Raw genomic sequence first — 16927 nt, 5'->3', positions numbered from 1 at the left:
ACCCATCCAACCCGATGGGGGCGCGGTGGCGGCAGCCCCCCGGTCGTGCGACGGGGCTCAGCCGAAGAGCAGCTCGCGGTCCGGGCCCAGGTGCTCGCGGAGCACCGCCAGCGAGCGCATGCTCTGCGACTTCACCACCGAGGGGCTCACCCCCAGGATCTCGGCGGTGGCCTCGACACTGTGGTCCTCCCAGTAGCGCAGCAGCACGATCGCCCGGTCCCGCTTGGGCAGCAGCGCGAGCGCGTCCAGCAGGGTGAGCCGGACGGCGGTGGGGTCGGCGGCGCCCGGCCGGTCCGGGAGCTGGTCGGTGGCCAGCTCGCCGCTGCTGCGCAGCCTGCGGTGGTCGAGCAGCGAGTTCAGCAGCACCTTGCGGGCGTACAGGAAGGGGTCCAGCTCCGGACGGCGGTTGATCCGGTTCCAGGCGACGTACATCTTGGTGAGCGTGGTCTGGGTGAGGTCCTGCGCGAGGTGCCAGTCCCGGCACATCAGGTAGGCGATCTGACGCAGGCGGACCGCGCCGGCCTGCGCGAAGGCGGTGAAGTCTGCTTCGTTGCGCACTACTGGGACCCCGATCTGGGCAGGCGGTGGGACGGACGACGAAAGCCGCCGCGACTCCCGGGGGACGGGAGCCGCGGCGGACCGGATCAGCTGAACGTGGGCACGCCGCCGAAGAGGGCGTTCGCCCTGGCGATGTACTCGGCGGGCATCATCGCCGTGAGCGTCGGGTCGCCGGCGATCGCCGTCGCCTGGTCGGCCGTCAGCGCCGGGACCCCGGGCCGGTTGGCGCTGCCGTCCCAGGCGAGGCAGCTTGCCACGCTGATCATGACCACACTGTGGTCGGAGTGCTCGACGGTGACGACCAGGCTCTGCACGCAGTTCCCCGGCAGGGTCAGCACCGAGACCTGCTGTCCCCGGCTGTCCCGGTAGCACGTCGCGCCGCGGGCGCAGAGATCGCCGCCGTCGCCCTTGCCCACGTCCACCCGGATCATCCCGGTGCCGGCCGCGGAGGTCAGGTAGACCTGGGCGCCGGTTTCGGTGATCTCGTTGCCGTTGACGCTCGCGTCGTTGGCGGCGAGGTGGGAGGGGGTGACGCCCTTCGGCAGCAGGTTCAGCACGGCCTGCAGCACGGCGGCGCCGGTCGCGTCGGCCGCCGCGACCGGGCCGGCCTGGCTCGCGGAGGGGCTCGCGGTGGGGGTGTCGCTCGGCGTGGGCGTCGGCGTAGGCGTGGGCGTCGGGGCCGGGGACGGCTGGCCGGCGACGACGGACGGTCCGGCCGCCGCGCCCAGCTCGCGCGAGCGGGTGGCCGGGTCGAGCGGACCGGTCAGCAGCGCGGTGAGGGTGGCCAGCGCGACCACCGACGCGGCCGCCGTGCTGATCACCCGCAGCCGCCGGATCCGGCGTCCGCGCTGGGCCGCCGCGCCGACCACGTCGCCCAGCGGCGGCGGGGTCAGTGCGAGTAGCTCGTCATCGAGTGCGGTGCGGAACCCGTCGATTCCGTCGATTCCGGTGAAGTCCTCTGACGTCACGTGATGTCCTCTGGTGTCGACCGCACGCCGGCTATGCGGACCCGCTCGTTCGCGGGGCTCTGCCCGATGGGACGGCTCGGGAGGCCGGTTCGGTCGCACCCGCCGAGGTCTTTTTTCCACGGCCCTATGGGACGGTGAGCACGATCTTTCCGGTCACTCGCCCGGTGTCGCCCAACGCGTGGCCCTTGGCGGCCTGGTCGAGTGGGAAGGTGGCCTCGATCACCGGCCCGAGCCTGTCGGCGGCGAGCAGCTCGCCGATCGCGCGCATGCCCGCCCGGTCGGCCTCGACCAGCAGCGGGTAGGACGTGCGGCTCAGTCGTCCTCGACGGACACGCTGCCGCCCCCGGTGTGCGCCTTGATCCGGTGCGTGGAGGTCGGGTCGGTCGTCACCCCGACGGACCGGCCGGTGACGGAGCCGTCCAGGTCCACCGCGTAGGAGCCCTTGGGCACCCGGATCCGCACGCTGCCGCCGCCGCTCTCGGCGTCGACCTGGTCCGGCGTCCGGTCGAGCCGCACGTCGACGCTGCCGCCGTCGGTCTGGGCGGTGACGTCCGTGGCCGCGGAGTCGTGGACGTCGACGGCGCCGCCGCTGGTGTGCGCGTACGTCGTGCCGGACAGCCCCTCGAGGCTGATGCTCCCGCCGTCGCTGGTCAGATGGGTCGCGGTGGCCCGGGGGACCTCCAGCCGGTACGACACGTCGCACTTGCTTCCGACGTGTCCGAACCCGCTGGAGCTGCAACCGTTCGCCTGGAGCGTGAGTTCGCCGTCCCGCACGGAGTGCGTGGTGCGCGGCTTGCCGTCCGAGTAGGTGTAGGTCTCCACCACCGTGACCGTGCTCTGGTCGGTGGCGACCACCTCGATGCTGCCGCCCCGGTCATCGACATTGACCGACTTCACCGCGTCCGTCACCTGGTAGCTCTGGGAGTCCGTCCTGCTGTCGAGGACGGAACACCCACTGACCAGGCCGGTCACGGCGACCGCGGCGACCGCGACGGCCACCGCCCACCTGCCGCCACGAGCGGCAGTGCTGGAACGGGCTTTGGTGGACACGGATTCCCCCTCCAAGACGGCGCGTCGGTCAGGCTCCGAACATTCTGACCCGACCTGACCGGCCGTCACATCGGGAACAACCCTGGAAGGACCTGACGACCCCCACCCGCCGCCTCAGGGGCGTGCTTCGATCCAGCCCGAGCCGCGGTCCCGGGTGCTGGAGTCGACGGTCGCGCCGGAGGCCCGCGGGACGCCGAGCGGCTGGCGCGGTTCGTCCAGCCGCCGACGCGGCGGTGCCTGATCGAATACCGCTCCCACCCGTGCGAAGTCGACATCCGACCGCCGCCCGATCCCCGGCGCGAGCCCGCCGGCCCGGAGATCCCCGCTAGGAGCAGTCGGAGCGGTGGCTGTAGGGCCGGTCCGGGCAGCGTCGGCAGTCGAAGAGGTAGATGCCGCCCATGTCGCCGAGCATCAGCCCCGGCGGGCGCTGGATCCGCGTGCGCTCCTGGTACGGGAGGTCCCAGACGGTGCCCGTGGCGGGGATGTCCTCGACGGGGAGCCAGGTCCGCCAGGACTCGCCGTCGAACTCCGCGCTGTTGACCGTGAGCAGGTGCTCCATGCGCTGGCCGCAGGTCGGGCAGTCGGGCCAGGACGGCTCCTGGGTCCACGTCGGGTACCCGCCGACCTTGATGCCGTCGGCCACGGACAGGTGCGACCAGTACGACCACCCGGTCTCCTCCTCCAGCCGGTCGAACCGTTCCTCCAGTGCCTCGGCGACCTCCTCGGGCAGGTCCCAGTTCGGGTAGTCGGCGGTCCTCTCGGGGTGCAGCACGCACGGGTCGGGCAGGTAGTCGTCGTCGGCGCCGATCGGCCGGGGCGGGGTGCCCGGTTCGCCGTCGCAGGCGGAACCGTCCCGCCAGTAGCGCTCCGGGCGGGGAACGTAACCGGCCTCGTGGTCGAACGGGCACCACAGCACCTGCAGGACGTCCGTGCCGGCTGGGAAGGGCAGCTCGGGGACGTCGGCGGCGAACAGTTGGAGGACGGGCACCAAGGGGATCGCGCCGGGTTGCGGCGGGGCGAAGGCGGTGTGCGGATGGTCGTCGTGGCAGTGCGGCCAGGGCTGCGACCGCGGCCACAGCAGGGGCCCGCCCACGGAGCTGTCCCGCACGCCCGGATCGCCGGCCCGCGGGTGCAGGCGGACGGTGTCCCTGCGGTACGGCGAGACCTCCGGGAACAGCGTCTCCACGTCGACGGGACGCGGCGGGGTGGTCCGGGCCATGGTGGCTGCTCCTGCGGGTCGGTGTCGGTTCGCGACGGCGGAGCCGCGGCGCCCCGCAGCGTAGCCGCGCCGGACGACACCGCCGTCCCGGGCAGCCGCCGGCGTCGCCGGCGGCGCGGGTCACCCCGGAGGGACGGTGACGGCTGGTCGACGGTCTGACGGAGTGTCGGGCGGTGATGCCGGAGGGCGGTGGGCGACGTCTCCCAAGCCCGCCCGTGGCGACCCCGCTCATCCGCTGAAGGAGCATCAGCGGGAGATCCCGGGAGTGGCCCCGCGGCGATCTGCGCCACCGCCAACCCGGTGAACCTACGGAGCACTGCACTCTTTGTCGCCAGGTGAACGCTGAACGTAACGTCACTCGGCGGTGCGGTGCTGCCGCTGAGCGTGCCGGGCGCGGCTGCCATGGCCGCCGCTGCGCCGGCCTGCCCGGCCACCGGTGCCACGACGGTGTGCGAGGCTCCCGGCAACTTCGGCTACACGGTGCCCCGGGACGCGGGACGGATCCGGTTCACGGTCATCGGCGCCGGTGGAGCCGGCGGCAGGTTCAGTTTCATCGGCGGGGGCGGTGGTGGCAGTGCCAGGGCTGCGATCACCTGCACCGTCACCGGCCTGCAGGCGGGCACCGTGCTGAACGTGACCGTCCCCGCCGGAGGAGGAGGCGGCAAGGGCGGCTCGGGCGGATCCGGCAAGCCGGGCTGCGTCATGATCGTCGCACCCTGACAACCAGACAGCTCCGCCAGGCCCGCGATGCGGCGCGAGCCGATGGACGGCCTGACGCGCCCCTGGGGGCTGCTCCGGAAGCCCGCGCCGGAGCATGTCGCCTCCCTCGCCCGTGGCTGTCCGCGACACGCTGCTGATGGAGCGTTGGTGGAGCCGCTGGGAGCGGGTCACTCCCCAGCGACCCCCAGGGGAGGCGAGAAACCAGTCAGGGCCGTTACTCCTTGCGGAGCAACGGCCCTGAGCTGGTGTTACTGGGTCGGGGTGGCGGGATTTGAACCCACGGCCTCTTCGTCCCGAACGAAGCGCGCTACCAAGCTGCGCCACACCCCGGTCTTGCGTTTGTTGCTTCCGTCTCCGTTGCAACGAGTAGAACTCTACCCGACGCAGCTCAGGACACGAAATCCGGTCCTCCGGAGCCCGTGCGGACGGCTCCGGACCGGGGTCGGCCGGGCGTCCGCACGGGCCCCGGGGTCAGGCGCGGGGGGTGAGGGTCATCAGGGTGGCCTCGGGGGGGCAGGCGAAGCGGACCGGGGTGTAGCGGTTGGTGCCGCAGCCGGCCGAGACGTGCAGGTAGGCCTGCTTGCCGCCGGCCCGGTGGCTGGAGAGGCCCTTGACCCGCTTGGCGTCCAGGTCGCAGTTGGTCACCAGAGCGCCGTAGAAGGGGATGCAGAGCTGGCCGCCGTGGGTGTGGCCGGCCAGGATCAGTGGGTACCCGTCCGCGGTGAAGGCGTCCAGGGTGCGCAGGTAGGGCGCGTGGACCACGCCGATCGAGAGGTCGGCGTCGGCGGCCGGGCCGCCGGCCACGTCCGCGTACCGGTCGCGGCGGATGTGCGGGTCGTCCAACCCGGTGAACTCCAGGTCGAGCCCGCGCAGGGCGAGCCGGCCGCGGGTGTTGGTGAGGTCCAGCCAGCCGGCCGCGTCGAAGCCGTCGCGCAGCTTCTCCCACGGGTTGTGGACGGCGCCGGTGATGCCGCGCCGCCCGGTGCCGTCGGCGTTGTTCAGCCCGTGGTTGCCGGTGCTCAGCGCCTTGAGGTAGCGGGTGGGGCTCTTCCGGGCCGGGCCGTAGTAGTCGTTCGACCCGAAGACGTACACCCCGGGGAACTCCATCAGCGGCCCGAGCGCGTCCAGCGCGGACGGCACGCCGAGCGGGTCGGAGAGGTTGTCGCCGGTGTTCACCACCAGGTCCGGGCGGAGTCCGGCCAGGCTCTGCAGCCAGCGCTGCTTCTTCCGCTGCCCGGTCACCATGTGGATGTCCGATACCTGGAGCACCCGGAGGGGCTTGGCCCCCTTCGGCAGGACCGGGATCTCCACCCGGCGGAGCCGGAAGGAGCGGACCTCGTACCCGGCGGAGTAGGCGAGGCAGGCGGCGCCGGTGGCGGCGATTCCGAGCGGAACGGAGTACAGCTTTCGCATCGGTCCATGGTCGCAGACGGCCGCGGAGCGGGTGCACCCGCGCCCCGCCCCGCTCGCCCGGCCGGAGCCGGCTGACGGTCGGTCGGTCGAAATTGGACGGCGTTCGGGCAGCCCAGCTGAGAGACTCGCGGCATGACAACGCTCAAGGAGCGGCTGCGGGACGATCTCACGGCCGCGATCAAGGCTCGGGACGAGCTGCGCTCGTCCACCCTCCGGCTGACCCTGGCCGCCGTCACCGGTGCCGAGGTGGCGGGGACCACCAAGCGCGAGCTCTCCGACGCGGAGGTGCTCCAGGTGGTCGAGGGCGAGGCGAAGAAGCGCCGGGACGCGGCCGCCGCCTTCGAGACCGCGGGCCGGGCCGAGTCCGCCGCGCGCGAGCGGGCGGAGGGGGAGGTGCTCGCCGAGTACCTGCCCCGGCAGCTCAGCGACGAGGAGCTGGCGGCGATCGTGGCCGCGGCCGTCGCGGAGAGCGGGGCGAGCGGGCCGCAGGGGATGGGCGCCGTGATGAAGATCGTCCGGCCCAAGGTGGCCGGGGTGGCAGAGGGCGGCCGGGTGGCCGCCGTGGTGCGCGCCGCGCTGGGCGCTCAGTAGCTCGCCCGGCGGGCCGGCGGACGGCACCGTGCCCCCGACCCGCCCGGGTCGGGGGCACGGTCGTCCGTGGCCCTCAGTGCCGCCGGGGCTGGCCGGCGCCGCCGATGCCGTAGCCGGGGACGCCGGCCGGCCAGCTGTGACCGCCACCGCCGTTCCCGCGGCCGGTGGCGGCCGGTGCCGGCGGTGCCGGGTGGACGGCCGGCGGACCGGGCGCCACCGGCGGGCTCGGCGCGGCCGGAGTCGCGGGCGCCGGCGGGTGGGGGGCCGCCGGGGCCTGGCCGGGCGCGCCCTGGTTGCCCTGGCCCTGGCCCTGGTTCTGGCCTTGGCCTTGGCCCTGGTTCTGGTTCTGGCCTTGGCCCTGGTTCTGGCCGGGACCGGCCGCCGGCGCGCTCGGCAGGTTGACCAGCTGGAAGTTCTGCTGCGGGGTCCCGGCGACCGACTCGCTCATCGCCTGCTGCCAGATCGGCCCCGGCCCGGTGGCGCCGTACACGCCGGCCGGGAAGTTCTGCCCGCCGATCTTGATGCTCTGGTCCATCTTGACCCCGCCCTCGGGCCCGCCCAGCCAGACCACCCCGACCAGGTCGGGGGTGTAGCCGTCGAACCAGGCCGCCCGCCGTTCGTCGGTGGTCCCGGTCTTGCCGGCGATCATGCGGCCGTCGCTCAGGGAGAGCGCGCCGCCGGTGCCGCCCTTCTCGGTCACCCCCTTGAGCAGGGTGTTGATCCCGTCCGCGGTGCTCTGCTGCATGGCCTGGCCGCAGTTGGCCTTCGGGACCGGCAGTTGCCTGCCGTCCAGCCCGGTGACCGAGCTGATCGCGACCGGCGCGCAGTAGACACCGCGGGAGGCGAAGGTGGCGTAGACGCCCGCCATGTCCAGCGGACTCATCTCCTCGGTGCCGAGCACGATGGCCGGCACCTCCTCCAGTGGCGCGCCGCTGGCCTTGGCCTTGATACCGACCTTGTTGGCCATCTGCCGGATCGGACAGAGGCCGATGTCCGCCTCCAGCTGCACGAAGTAGGTGTTGACCGACCGGGCCATCGCCTCCGGCATGGCCATCGGTCCCACCTCCTGCGGGGTGTCGTTGGCCACGTTGCTGTGCAGCAGGTTCTTCCAGGTGCCCTCGCAGGTGCTCACGTTCGGGTAGGGCATCTGGGCCGGCGCCGGGTACTGCTGGTTGATCGGCGTGCCGCCCTCCAGCGCCGCCGCGGCCAGGATGGGCTTGAAGGTCGAGCCCGGCTGGAACCCGTTGCCGCCGCCCATCGCCGCGTCCACGTTGAGGTTCACCACGGTCTGGTGCTTGGTGGCGTCCAGTCCGTACGGCCGGGTCTGCGCCATCGCGAGGATCTCGCCGGTGCCGGGCTTGAGCATGGTCATCGCCGCCGAGACCGAGTCACTGGCGTTGACCTTGGTGGTCACCGCCTTGTTGACGGCGGCCTGCTTGGCCGGGTCGATGGTGGTGTAGATCTTCAGCCCGCCGTCGGTCCACACCTTGTTCCGCTCGGCCGCCGTCATCCCGAAGGCGGGGTCGCCCTTGACCACGTGCCGGACGTAGTCGCAGAAGAAGCCCATGCCGTTGCCGGCCGTGATGCAGCCGTTCAGCGGCTCGTGGTAGCTCAGGTCGAGCGGGGCGGCCAGCGCGTCCTTGGCCTGCTGGGGGGTGATGTGGTGGTACTCCAGCATCTTGTCGATCACGGTGTCCCGGCGGGCCTGGGCGGCCTTCGGGTGCAGCAGCGGGTCGTAGGCCGAGGGGTTCTGCACCAGCCCGGCCAACAGCGCGGCCTCGGGGATGGTCACGTCCTTGTTGCTCTTGCCGAAGTAGCGCTGGGAGGCGGCCTCGACGCCGTACGCCTGGTGGCCGTAGAAGGTGATGTTGAGGTAGTTGGTGAGGATCTGGTCCTTCGACAGGTCCTCCTCCAGCTTCATGGCGTACTTCAGTTCTTTGATCTTGCGGCCCAGGCTCTTCTTGGTGGCCTCCAGGAAGGCCGCCTGGTCGTCGCCCGCCTCCTCGACGAAGACGTTCTTGACGTACTGCTGGGTCAGCGTCGAGGCGCCCTGGGAGGCCGAGTCCGAGGAGGCGTTCTTGCCGATCGCGCGCAGCACGCCCTTGGGGTCGATCGCACCGTGCTGGAAGAACCGGTTGTCCTCGATGTCGACCTGGGCCTGACGCATGATCGGCGACATCTGGTCCTTGGTCAGGATGGTCCGGTCGCGGTCGAAGACCTTGGCGATCTGGTTGCCCTTGGCGTCGTAGATGAAGGAGGCCTGGGAGAGGGTCGGGGTCTTGAAGTCGTCGGGGATGCTGTCGAAGCCCTCGGCGCCGGTCTTCGCGGCGACTCCGAGCGCGCCGATGGCGGGTAGGGCGAGGCCGGCCAGCAGGATGCCGGACAGGATGCTGATCCCCAGGAACTTGACGCCCTCGCCGACCAGCTCGGCGGTGGAGTCGTCCTCCCGCCGGAGCCAGGACCGACCGGGGCGCTGTGGTGCTGTGGAGCGCTTCGGTGCCATGGGACGGACTGTACGTCTCGGAAACCCACCCATCGGGGCAGGCGTTCGCCTACGCTTGTCACAGGATTCGGTCAGCCTCGCTCTGCGTATTGCTGAGACTCTTGTGAGTGTTGAGAGTTGTCCGAATTGACGGGGTATGAGATGCCCGGCACGGCTCATCAGGGCGTGTCGCCCGGCTGGCGCCGATGGCATCGGTTGCACTGCGTGACAAGAGGTGTCACCCGAGTTCTCGCAAGGCCTGCGACCTGCGATCACTCCAACGAGTGATCTGGTCGGCACCCATAGTCCGATCGGGTCATTCGAGATTGGGCCCAGGGGGGCTGTTGCGCCTCGCCAATCTTCCGTAACGTCCTCAACTGGCAGCGGTGAATATGCCGTTGCCGCCGTGGGGGAGCCTCGATTCGGGAGAGGACGGCGCCAGCATGGGCTGGGTAGACGACTGGAGTGCGCAGGCTGCCTGCCGCACGAGCGATCCGGACGAGCTTTTCGTCCAAGGGGCGGCGCAGAACCGCGCCAAGGCCGTGTGCAGCGGGTGCCCGGTGCGCACCGAGTGCCTGGCGGACGCCCTCGACAACCGGGTCGAGTTCGGAGTCTGGGGAGGGATGACGGAGCGCGAGCGCCGGGCGCTGCTGCGCCGCCGCCCGACGGTGATCTCCTGGCGGCGCCTGCTGGAGACCGCCCGCACGGAGTACGAGGAGTCCCTCGCCACCGGTGTGATCCTCTCGGACTACGCGCAGGCCGGTTGAACCGTCGTCGGGCGGACTACGGTTCGGGGGAATCCGTGGTCGGCTCGGGGTCACCGCTCAGCCGGCGGCCGATCAGCCGCAGCCCGTCCAGATCGTGCACGTCACCCGCCAGCGCGGGCACCTCGACGATCGGCACGTCCGGGTAGACCGACACGAAGCGGTCCCGGGTGCGCCGCTCCCGGGCCATCACCTCGACCCGCTCGGCGTGCAGCCGGAGCAGTCCGGCCGCCAGCGCGTCCGCCCTGGACGTCCCGTCCTCGCTCCCGTTCTCCTCCAGCGCCTGTGCCGCCGCCAGCGCGCGCTCGGCGGTCAGCTGCGGAGCCCCGGTGCCGTGCACCCGGTTGAGCACCAGGCCCGCCAGCGGCATCTCGTCCTCGGCCAGCCGGTCCACGAAGTACGCGGCCTCCCGCAGCGCGTCCCGCTCCGGCGCGGCGACCACCAGGAACGCCGTGCCCTCCGCCTTGAGCAGCTGGTACGTCCGGTCCGCGCGTTCCCGGAAGCCGCCGAACATCGAGTCCATGGCGGCCACGAAGGTCTGCAGGTCGGTCAGCAGCTGGGCGCCGAAGATCTTGCCGAGGGTACCGGTCAGCAGGCCCATCCCGACGTTGAGGAACTTCATCGCGCTCCGGCCGCCGACCTTGGCCGGTGCCATCAGCACCCGGATGATCTTCCCGTCCAGGAAGGAGCCCAGCCGGTTGGGCGCGTCCAGGAAGTCCAGCGCCGAGCGGGACGGCGGGGTGTCGACCACGATCAGGTCCCACTCGCCGGTGGAGCGCAGCTGGCCGAGCTTCTCCATCGCCATGTACTCCTGCGTCCCCGCGAAGCCCGCCGAGAGCGACTGGTAGAACGGGTTCTCCAGGATCGCCCGGGCCCGCTCCGGGTCGGCGTGGGCCAGCACGACCTCGTCGAAGGTCCGCTTCATGTCCAGCATCATGGCGTGCAGTTCGCCCGGGCCGTCCGGACCGGCCGCGCCCTTGACCGGCCGCGGGGTGTTGTCCAGCTCGGTCAGGCCCATCGACTGGGCCAGCCGGCGGGCGGGGTCGATGGTCAGCACGACGGTGCGCCGCCCGCGCTCGGCGGCCCGCAGCCCGATCGCGGCGGCCGTGGTGGTCTTGCCCACCCCGCCGGAGCCGCAGCAGACGATGATCCGGGTCGTCGGGTCGTCGATCAGCCGGTCGACCGCCAGCTCGGCCCCGCGTCCGTCCGGCTGCGCCGTCGTGCCCCGCCCGCTCATGCCGCCCCCTGCCGCTTCAGCTCGCCCGCCAATCGGTACAGCCCGCCGAGGTCCACGCCGCCGCTGAGCAGCGGCAGCTCGTAGCCCGGCAGCTTCAGCGCGGCCAGGTCGGCCCGCTGCTCGTGCTCCAGCGACACCCGCTCGGCGTGCTCGCGGGCCTGCGCCAGCAACGGGTCGAGCAGCGGGTCGACCGCCGTCCGCTTCGTCGCCGCGGTCCGCGAGCGCCCGCCGAGACCGGCCTCCACCAGGGCCAGTGCGACCTCCTCGCGGTGGTCCCCGTGCGCCGCCTCGACCGCCGCCGCGTCCAGCACCGGCGGTCGCACCATGTTCACCAGCACCCCGCCGGCCGGCAGCCCGGCCGCCCGCAGCTCCGCGAAGCCGTCGACGGTCTCCTGCACCGGCATCTCCTCCAGCAGGGTGACCAGGTGCACCGCCGTCTCCGGCGACTTCAACACGCCCATCACCGCCTGGGCCTGGCTGTGTATCGGCCCGAACCTGGCCAGCCCGGCCACCTCGGAGTTGACGTTCAGGAACCTGGTGAGCCGCCCGGTCGGTGGGGCGTCCATCACCACCGCGTCGTACGCCCGGCGGCCGTCCGGTCCCTTGCGGCGGGCGGCCTCGCAGGCCTTGCCGGTCAGCAGGACGTCCCGCACCCCCGGCGCGATGGTGGTCGCGAAGTCGACGAAACCGACCTTCTGCAGCGCCTTCCCGGCCCGGCCGAGCTTGTAGAACATGTCGAGGTACTCCAGCAGCGCCTGCTCGGGGTCGATCGCCAGCGCGAACACCTCGCCGGTCGCCCGGCCCGGGAGGCCCAGCCGGGCCGGCGAGACGGCGGCGACCTTGCGCTCCTCGTACGGCAGCGCGGCGATGCCGAACAGCTCGGCGATCCCCTGTCGGCCCTCGACCTCGATCAGCAGGGTCCGTCGCCCCTCCGCGGCCAGGGCCAGCGCGAGTGCCGCGGCGACCGTGGTCTTGCCGGTGCCCCCCTTGCCGCTGACCACGTGCAGCCGGACCCCCTCCCAGTCGGGTCCGCCGGGTGCGTCGGTGGGCTCCTCGGTACCTGCCACGCTCCGTCTCCGTCCGCTCGGGGCTCTCAGGCTTACGACTCCAGGGTGCCCTCCTCGCCGAGGGTAACCAGCGGCCGGGTCCGATGCCGGGAGCATCCGGTGGCCCGGGCCGATTCTCGCCCGCTTTGTGTCCCACCTCACATCGGACTGACCGGCTCCCCGACCGTCTAGAGTCACCCCCATGACCAAGTGGGAATACGTAACCGTGCCGCTGCTCGTCCATGCCACCAAGCAGATCCTGGACACCTGGGGCGAGGACGGCTGGGAGCTGGTCCAGGTCGTGCCCGGCCCGAACAACCCGGAGCAGCTGGTGGCCTACCTCAAGCGGGAGAAGAACTGATGAGCAAGGTCGAGAGCCGGCTCGCCGAGCTCGGTCTGGAGCTGCCGGCGGTCGCCGCGCCGGTCGCCGCGTACGTCCCGGCCATCCGGTCGGGGGAGTACGTCTTCACCTCCGGCCAGTTGCCGATGGTGGCGGGCAAGCTGGAGAACACCGGCAAGGTCGGCGGCGAGGTGACCCCCGAGGAGGCCAAGGCGCTGGCGCAGATCTGCGCGCTGAACGCGCTGGCCGCCGTGAAGTCGGTGATCGGCGACCTGGACAAGGTCGAGCAGGTCGTCAAGGTGGTCGGTTTCGTCGCCTCGGAGCCGGACTTCACCGGCCAGCCGGGCGTCATCAACGGCGCCAGCGAGCTGCTGGGCAAGGTGCTCGGCGACGCCGGGGTGCACGCCCGTAGCGCGGTCGGCGTCGCGGTGCTGCCGCTGGACGCCCCGGTCGAGGTCGAGATCCAGGTCCGGGTCCGGGCCTGACCCCGCATCCGCCGCCGCCCGGCCGGGGCTGTTCACGGCCGGGCCCGGATGCATAGCATCCGCTACATGGCTGCGAACCTCCCTGGCCCGGCCCCGGCCGCCCTCCCCATGCCCCCCGGCTGGCCCGCCCGGATCCGGGCGCTGGCGGCCGGCGAGCTGACCCCGGTGGTGCCGCGCCCGGCCGCCACCGTGGTGCTGCTGCGGGACGGCGAGGCCGGCCCGCAGGCCTACCTGCTCCGCCGGCGCAGCTCGATGGCGTTCGCCGCCGGGATGTACGCCTACCCGGGCGGCGGGGTGGACCCGCGGGACGCCGAGGCGTCGCCCGGCTGGGCCGGCCCGAGCCCGGAGGTGTGGGCGACGCGGCTCGGGGTGGACCCGGCGACGGCGCAGGCGGTGGTCTGCGCGGCGGTCCGGGAGACCTTCGAGGAGGCCGGCGTGCTGCTGGCCGGTCCGGACCCGCACAGCATCGCCCCGGCGCGCGACTGGACCGCCGAGCGGGCCGCTCTGGAGGCCCACGAACTCTCCTTCGCCGACTTCTGCCGCGAGCAGGGCCTGGTGCTGCGCAGCGACCTGCTGGGTGGCTGGGCCCGCTGGGTGACCCCGGCCTTCGAGGAGCGGCGCTACGACACCTGGTTCTTCGTCGCCGCACTGCCGCCCGGCCAGCGGGCCGCCCGCGACGTCGGCGAGGCGGACCGGGTGGCCTGGCTGAGCCCGGCGGAGGCGGTCCGCGGCTACGGTGAGGGCCGCTACGGGATGCTGCCGCCGACCGTCTCGGTGCTGCGCGAGCTGCTGCCGGTCCGCACGGCGCGGCAGGCGCTGGAGGTGGCCGCGGCGCGCACCCTGACCCCCGTGCTCGGCGAGGCCGAGCTGCGCGGTGATCGAATGACCGTCCGATGGTCAGGGTATGAAGAGCTGACCATCGATGGACACTATCCCGAGGAAGGACCCGCCGATGATCCACGATGAGGTGGCTCGCCGCGTGGTGCGCGAACTCCCGGCCAGGCTCCTGGCGCCCCGCCGGCTCGGCTCCGGGAGCCGGGTCCGGTTGGCCGAGGAGAGCCCCCGCGCGCTGGTCCGAGACCTCGACCCCCGCCCGCTGACCCGGCGCGCCGAGCGCGGCCGGTTCGACACCCCCGCCTCCTGGTAAGGATCACGGTGACCGGTCTGCTGCCCGGCAACCCCGCCGACACCGTCGGTGGGGCGGCCACCGCGCGGGCGCACTGCGTCCTCGCGCCCAACCCGTCCCCGATGACGCTGGACGGCACCAACACCTGGCTGCTCTCCGAGCCCGGCTCCGAGCTGGCCGTGGTGGTCGACCCCGGGCCGCTGGACGAGGGCCACCTGCGGTCGGTCATCGACACCGCCGAGCGGCAGGGCAAGCGGATCGCGCTGACCCTGCTCACCCACGGCCACCACGACCACGCCGAGGGCGCGACCCGGTTCGCCGAGCTGACCGGGACCAAGGTGCGCGCGCTCGACCCGGCGCTGCGGCTCGGCGACGAGGGCCTGCGCGGGGGCCAGACCATCGCGGTCGGCGGCCTGGAGCTGCGGGTGGTCGCCACCCCCGGCCACACCGCCGACTCGCTCACCTTCCACCTGCCGGCCGAGGGCGCGATCCTGACCGGCGACACCGTGCTCGGCCGGGGCACCACGATGGTGGCCCACCCGGACGGCGTGCTCGGCGACTACCTGGACTCGCTGCGCCGGCTGCGCACGCTGGCCGCCGAGCACGGGGTGCGGACCGTGCTGCCCGGCCACGGACCGGTGCTGGCGGACGCGCTGGGCACGGTGGAGTACTACCTGGCGCACCGGGCCGCCCGGCTGGCCCAGGTGGAGACCGCGGTGGAGGACGGCTGCCGGACCGCGGACCAGGTGGTGGCCCGGGTCTACGCCGACGTCGACCGGGCGCTCTGGCCGGCCGCCAAGCTCTCCGTCCAGGCGCAGCTGCAGTACCTGGAGGACCACGGACTCATCTGAGTCCGTGGTCCTCGGGGGTGGTGCCGGGTCAGCGCGACCGGCGGGACAGCCGCTCGACGTCCATCAGCACCACCGCGCGGGCCTCCAGCTTGAGCCAGCCACGCCCGGCGAAGTCGGCCAGCGCCTTGTTGACCGTCTCCCGGGAGGCGCCGACCAGCTGGGCCAGCTCCTCCTGGGTGAGGTCGTGGGCGACGTGGATGCCCTCCTCGGACTGCACGCCGAAGCGGCGCGACAGGTCCAGCAGCGCCTTGGCCACCCGGCCCGGCACGTCGGAGAAGACCAGGTCGGACATCACGTCGTTGGTCCGGCGCAGCCGGCGGGCGATGGCGCGCAGCAGCGCGATGGAGACCTCGGGCCGGGCGTGCAGCCAGGGCTGCAGGTCGCCGTGGCCCAGGCCGAGCAGCTTGACCTCGGTCAGCGCGCTGGCGGTGGCGGTACGCGGTCCGGGGTCGAAGAGCGACAGCTCGCCGATCATCTCGCTGGGGCCGAGCACCGCGAGCATGTTCTCGCGGCCGTCCGGCGAGGCGCGGTGCAGCTTGACCTTGCCCTCGGCGACCACGTAGAGCCGGTCGCCCGGGTCGCCCTCGTGGAACAGCGACTCTCCACGGGCGAGGGTCACCTCGGTCATGGAAGCGCGCAGCTCGCCGGCCTGTTCGTCGTCGAGAGCCGCGAAGAGCGCGGCGCGCCGCAGAACGTCGTCCACGTGCTTCCTCCTTCTCGGCCGTCCGCGGTCGGACTCGGACGGCCCAAGTGCTTGCGGTTCTCCATGGCGGTGACGGAGAAACAGTGCTGATTGTCACCAAGCATGGCGCATGTCGATCTGATCATATGAGGAGGGGGTGTGCTGTGGAGTGTGGTACGGGGCCATCCGTACACATTGCTACCCCGCGACGACCCCGGCCGACCCTCCGGCCGGCGTTCACTCGGTGCGCGGGGCGTCCGGGCCGCGGGTGACGGCCAGGACGGCCATGTCGTCGTCGCGGGGGCCGCCGGTCCAGTACTCGATGTCCTGGATCAGGACGTCGATCACCTCCCGGGGGTGCTGGAAGGGGCCCCGGCCGGCGAGGCGGTGCTCGGGGTCGTAGAACGTCCCCGAGCCGTTCCGGGCCTCCGTGACACCGTCGGTGACCAGCAGCAGGGTGTCGCCGACGGCGAACGGCCAGCCGTCCGGGCCCGGCCGCGGGAGGCCGAAGGCGCCCATCCCGAGCGGGAGGCCGGGCTCGTGCGGGGCGAGCGCGCGGATGCCGCCGCCGTTGCAGAGGTAGGCCGGGGGATGGCCGCAGTTCAGCAGTCGCAGTCGGCCCGAATCCGGGGCGAACTCGCCCAGCAGGGCGGTGATGAAGCCCTCCAACCGGACCTCCTCCTCGAGCTGGGCGGCCTCCCGGACCAGCGCGTGTTCGAGCTGGCCGGCCAGTTCGGCCAGGTCCGCGGCCTCTTCGGCGGCCTCCCGGAAGGCACCGAGCAGTACCGAGACGACGCTCACCGCGCCGAGCCCCTTGCCCCGGACGTCCGCGATCAGCATCCGGGTGCCGTGCGGCGAGGACTGGACGGCGTACGCATCGCCGCCGATCAGCGCCTCGGTCTGGGCGGCCCGGTAGCACGCGGCGACGGCCAGCGGCCCGATCCGCTCGGGCGGGGTGGGCAGCACCGCCCGCTGCGCGGCCTCCGCGACCGACCGCATGACGGCCAGGTGCCGGCCGTGCCGGGCCACCACCCGGTTCACCCCCACGCCGATCAGCGCCGCGAACAGGGTGTTGCCCAGTTCGAGGTAGCCCGCGGGGCGGCCGAGCGAGCCGTCCAGGAAGGTCAGCACCAGGATCCCGACCACGATGGTGGTGCCGACCGCGACGGTGTGCCGCAGGGAGAGCAGGGCACCCGCCGTCACGCAGGCCGCGGCGATCATCGGATCGCCCCAGTAGTCCTTCGGCGCCAACGCGTCCCAGACCAGCCCGGCGACGATCAGCACGCTCGGGGCGAACCGCACGTACCTCGGCCATTGCGTGGAGATGGATGCCATGCGCGTGCCCGATTCCGCCCGGGATCCGAATGGCGATATTTTATCCCGATTTATTATCGG

19 protein-coding genes and 1 tRNA gene are annotated in these 16927 nt (G+C 72.7%); 8 read left to right on the top strand and 12 right to left on the bottom strand.

The features are described 5' to 3' along the window. Positions 1-57 precede the first annotated feature (57 nt). The 5 genes from ACIGXM_RS02910 to ACIGXM_RS02890 all read right to left on the bottom strand — a co-directional run bounded on the left by ACIGXM_RS02910 (position 58) and on the right by ACIGXM_RS02890 (position 3795). Complete coding sequence (locus tag ACIGXM_RS02910; protein ID WP_396556146.1) at positions 58-558, bottom strand: SigE family RNA polymerase sigma factor; 501 nt, start codon at positions 556-558, stop codon at positions 58-60. An 86-nt stretch (positions 559-644) separates the two neighbouring features. Further along, positions 645-1526 (bottom strand): hypothetical protein, encoded by an 882-nt coding sequence (locus tag ACIGXM_RS02905; RefSeq protein ID WP_396556144.1) that lies wholly within the window; start codon positions 1524-1526, stop codon positions 645-647. A gap of 124 nt (positions 1527-1650) precedes the next feature. Next, positions 1651-1818: a zinc-binding dehydrogenase gene (locus tag ACIGXM_RS02900; protein WP_396557350.1), complete on the bottom strand. Its 168-nt coding sequence runs from the start codon at positions 1816-1818 to the stop codon at positions 1651-1653. 20 nt (positions 1819-1838) lie between these two features. Beyond that, positions 1839-2576 carry a DUF4097 family beta strand repeat-containing protein gene (locus ACIGXM_RS02895; protein WP_396556142.1) on the bottom strand — a complete coding sequence of 246 codons (738 nt, stop codon included), beginning with the start codon at positions 2574-2576 and terminating at the stop codon, positions 1839-1841. 325 nt (positions 2577-2901) lie between these two features. Further along, positions 2902-3795, bottom strand: a complete 894-nt coding sequence (locus ACIGXM_RS02890) for a DUF1963 domain-containing protein (RefSeq protein WP_396556140.1) — start codon at positions 3793-3795, stop codon at positions 2902-2904. Positions 3796-4197: 402 nt separating this feature from the next. Here ACIGXM_RS02890 and ACIGXM_RS02885 point away from each other — a divergent pair, with 402 nt between their 5' ends. Then, a complete protein-coding gene (locus ACIGXM_RS02885) occupies positions 4198-4515 on the top strand; it encodes a hypothetical protein (protein ID WP_396556138.1) in 318 nt (105 codons plus the stop codon). A gap of 256 nt (positions 4516-4771) precedes the next feature. Here the strand turns inward: ACIGXM_RS02885 and ACIGXM_RS02880 are convergent. Together ACIGXM_RS02880 and ACIGXM_RS02875 are read right to left on the bottom strand one after the other, a co-directional pair. Next, positions 4772-4845: transfer RNA gene (locus ACIGXM_RS02880), tRNA-Pro, on the bottom strand. Positions 4846-4986: 141 nt separating this feature from the next. Then, positions 4987-5928, bottom strand: coding sequence for a metallophosphoesterase (locus tag ACIGXM_RS02875; protein WP_396556136.1), 942 nt, complete (start codon positions 5926-5928; stop codon positions 4987-4989). 132 nt (positions 5929-6060) lie between these two features. Here ACIGXM_RS02875 and ACIGXM_RS02870 point away from each other — a divergent pair, with 132 nt between their 5' ends. Beyond that, the gene (locus ACIGXM_RS02870; protein WP_396556133.1) at positions 6061-6519 is read left to right on the top strand and encodes a GatB/YqeY domain-containing protein; all 459 of its coding nucleotides are present in this window, start codon (positions 6061-6063) and stop codon (positions 6517-6519) included. 73 nt (positions 6520-6592) lie between these two features. Here the strand turns inward: ACIGXM_RS02870 and ACIGXM_RS02865 are convergent, their stop codons facing one another. Next, positions 6593-9022, bottom strand: coding sequence for a transglycosylase domain-containing protein (locus tag ACIGXM_RS02865; RefSeq protein WP_396556131.1), 2430 nt, complete (start codon positions 9020-9022; stop codon positions 6593-6595). Positions 9023-9444: 422 nt separating this feature from the next. Between ACIGXM_RS02865 and ACIGXM_RS02860 the strand changes: the two genes are divergently transcribed. Beyond that, positions 9445-9768 (top strand): WhiB family transcriptional regulator, encoded by a 324-nt coding sequence (locus ACIGXM_RS02860; protein WP_145905440.1) that lies wholly within the window; start codon positions 9445-9447, stop codon positions 9766-9768. A 16-nt stretch (positions 9769-9784) separates the two neighbouring features. On the opposite strand, the gene ACIGXM_RS02855 is transcribed toward ACIGXM_RS02860, so the two are convergent. Further along, on the bottom strand, positions 9785-11002 hold the full coding sequence (locus tag ACIGXM_RS02855) for an ArsA family ATPase (protein WP_396556129.1): 1218 nt from the start codon (positions 11000-11002) through the stop codon (positions 9785-9787). Then, a complete protein-coding gene (locus tag ACIGXM_RS02850) occupies positions 10999-12069 on the bottom strand; it encodes an ArsA-related P-loop ATPase (RefSeq protein WP_396556127.1) in 1071 nt (356 codons plus the stop codon). The genes ACIGXM_RS02855 and ACIGXM_RS02850 overlap by 4 nt, the downstream gene beginning before the upstream one ends. Positions 12070-12250: 181 nt before the next feature. Between ACIGXM_RS02850 and ACIGXM_RS02845 the strand changes: the two genes are divergently transcribed. From ACIGXM_RS02845 to ACIGXM_RS02825, 5 genes are all read left to right on the top strand, one after another. Further along, positions 12251-12409, top strand: coding sequence for a DUF4177 domain-containing protein (locus ACIGXM_RS02845; RefSeq protein ID WP_100889483.1), 159 nt, complete (start codon positions 12251-12253; stop codon positions 12407-12409). Next, positions 12409-12873 carry a RidA family protein gene (locus ACIGXM_RS02840; RefSeq protein WP_396556125.1) on the top strand — a complete coding sequence of 155 codons (465 nt, stop codon included), beginning with the start codon at positions 12409-12411 and terminating at the stop codon, positions 12871-12873. Before ACIGXM_RS02845 ends, ACIGXM_RS02840 begins: the two co-directional genes overlap by 1 nt. A gap of 66 nt (positions 12874-12939) precedes the next feature. Continuing rightward, complete coding sequence (locus ACIGXM_RS02835; protein ID WP_396556123.1) at positions 12940-13839, top strand: NUDIX hydrolase; 900 nt, start codon at positions 12940-12942, stop codon at positions 13837-13839. Next, the gene (locus ACIGXM_RS02830) at positions 13826-14020 is read left to right on the top strand and encodes a hypothetical protein (RefSeq protein WP_396556121.1); all 195 of its coding nucleotides are present in this window, start codon (positions 13826-13828) and stop codon (positions 14018-14020) included. Before ACIGXM_RS02835 ends, ACIGXM_RS02830 begins: the two co-directional genes overlap by 14 nt. Positions 14021-14028: 8 nt before the next feature. Beyond that, positions 14029-14850: an MBL fold metallo-hydrolase gene (locus ACIGXM_RS02825; protein ID WP_396556119.1), complete on the top strand. Its 822-nt coding sequence runs from the start codon at positions 14029-14031 to the stop codon at positions 14848-14850. Between the two features lie 28 nt (positions 14851-14878). On the opposite strand, the gene ACIGXM_RS02820 is transcribed toward ACIGXM_RS02825, so the two are convergent. Then, positions 14879-15553, bottom strand: a complete 675-nt coding sequence (locus ACIGXM_RS02820) for a Crp/Fnr family transcriptional regulator (protein ID WP_030240972.1) — start codon at positions 15551-15553, stop codon at positions 14879-14881. A 216-nt stretch (positions 15554-15769) separates the two neighbouring features. Next, positions 15770-16867, bottom strand: coding sequence for a PP2C family protein-serine/threonine phosphatase (locus ACIGXM_RS02815; RefSeq protein WP_396556117.1), 1098 nt, complete (start codon positions 16865-16867; stop codon positions 15770-15772). Positions 16868-16927: the final 60 nt, after the last annotated feature.

The sequence above is a fragment of the Kitasatospora sp. NPDC052896 genome (genome assembly GCF_044547075.1).
Taxonomy (GTDB): Bacteria; Actinomycetota; Actinomycetes; order Streptomycetales; family Streptomycetaceae; genus Kitasatospora.
The sequence above is the reverse complement of the archived record's forward strand: the minus strand, read 5'-3'. Positions and strand labels throughout refer to the sequence as shown.

Excerpts from the sequence above, each read along its gene's own strand:
- ACIGXM_RS02815 (WP_396556117.1), bottom strand. The coding sequence starts at position 16,867 with ATGGCATCCATCTCCACGCAATGGCCGAGGTACGTGCGGTTCGCCCCG.
- ACIGXM_RS02890 (WP_396556140.1), bottom strand. The coding sequence starts at position 3,795 with ATGGCCCGGACCACCCCGCCGCGTCCCGTCGACGTGGAGACGCTGTTC.
- ACIGXM_RS02865 (WP_396556131.1), bottom strand. The coding sequence starts at position 9,022 with ATGGCACCGAAGCGCTCCACAGCACCACAGCGCCCCGGTCGGTCCTGG.
- ACIGXM_RS02870 (WP_396556133.1), top strand. The coding sequence starts at position 6,061 with ATGACAACGCTCAAGGAGCGGCTGCGGGACGATCTCACGGCCGCGATC.
- ACIGXM_RS02875 (WP_396556136.1), bottom strand. The coding sequence starts at position 5,928 with ATGCGAAAGCTGTACTCCGTTCCGCTCGGAATCGCCGCCACCGGCGCC.
- ACIGXM_RS02835 (WP_396556123.1), top strand. The coding sequence starts at position 12,940 with ATGGCTGCGAACCTCCCTGGCCCGGCCCCGGCCGCCCTCCCCATGCCC.
- ACIGXM_RS02840 (WP_396556125.1), top strand. The coding sequence starts at position 12,409 with ATGAGCAAGGTCGAGAGCCGGCTCGCCGAGCTCGGTCTGGAGCTGCCG.
- ACIGXM_RS02860 (WP_145905440.1), top strand. The coding sequence starts at position 9,445 with ATGGGCTGGGTAGACGACTGGAGTGCGCAGGCTGCCTGCCGCACGAGC.
- ACIGXM_RS02885 (WP_396556138.1), top strand. The coding sequence starts at position 4,198 with ATGGCCGCCGCTGCGCCGGCCTGCCCGGCCACCGGTGCCACGACGGTG.
- ACIGXM_RS02845 (WP_100889483.1), top strand. The coding sequence starts at position 12,251 with ATGACCAAGTGGGAATACGTAACCGTGCCGCTGCTCGTCCATGCCACC.
- ACIGXM_RS02830 (WP_396556121.1), top strand. The coding sequence starts at position 13,826 with ATGATCCACGATGAGGTGGCTCGCCGCGTGGTGCGCGAACTCCCGGCC.
- ACIGXM_RS02855 (WP_396556129.1), bottom strand. The coding sequence starts at position 11,002 with ATGAGCGGGCGGGGCACGACGGCGCAGCCGGACGGACGCGGGGCCGAG.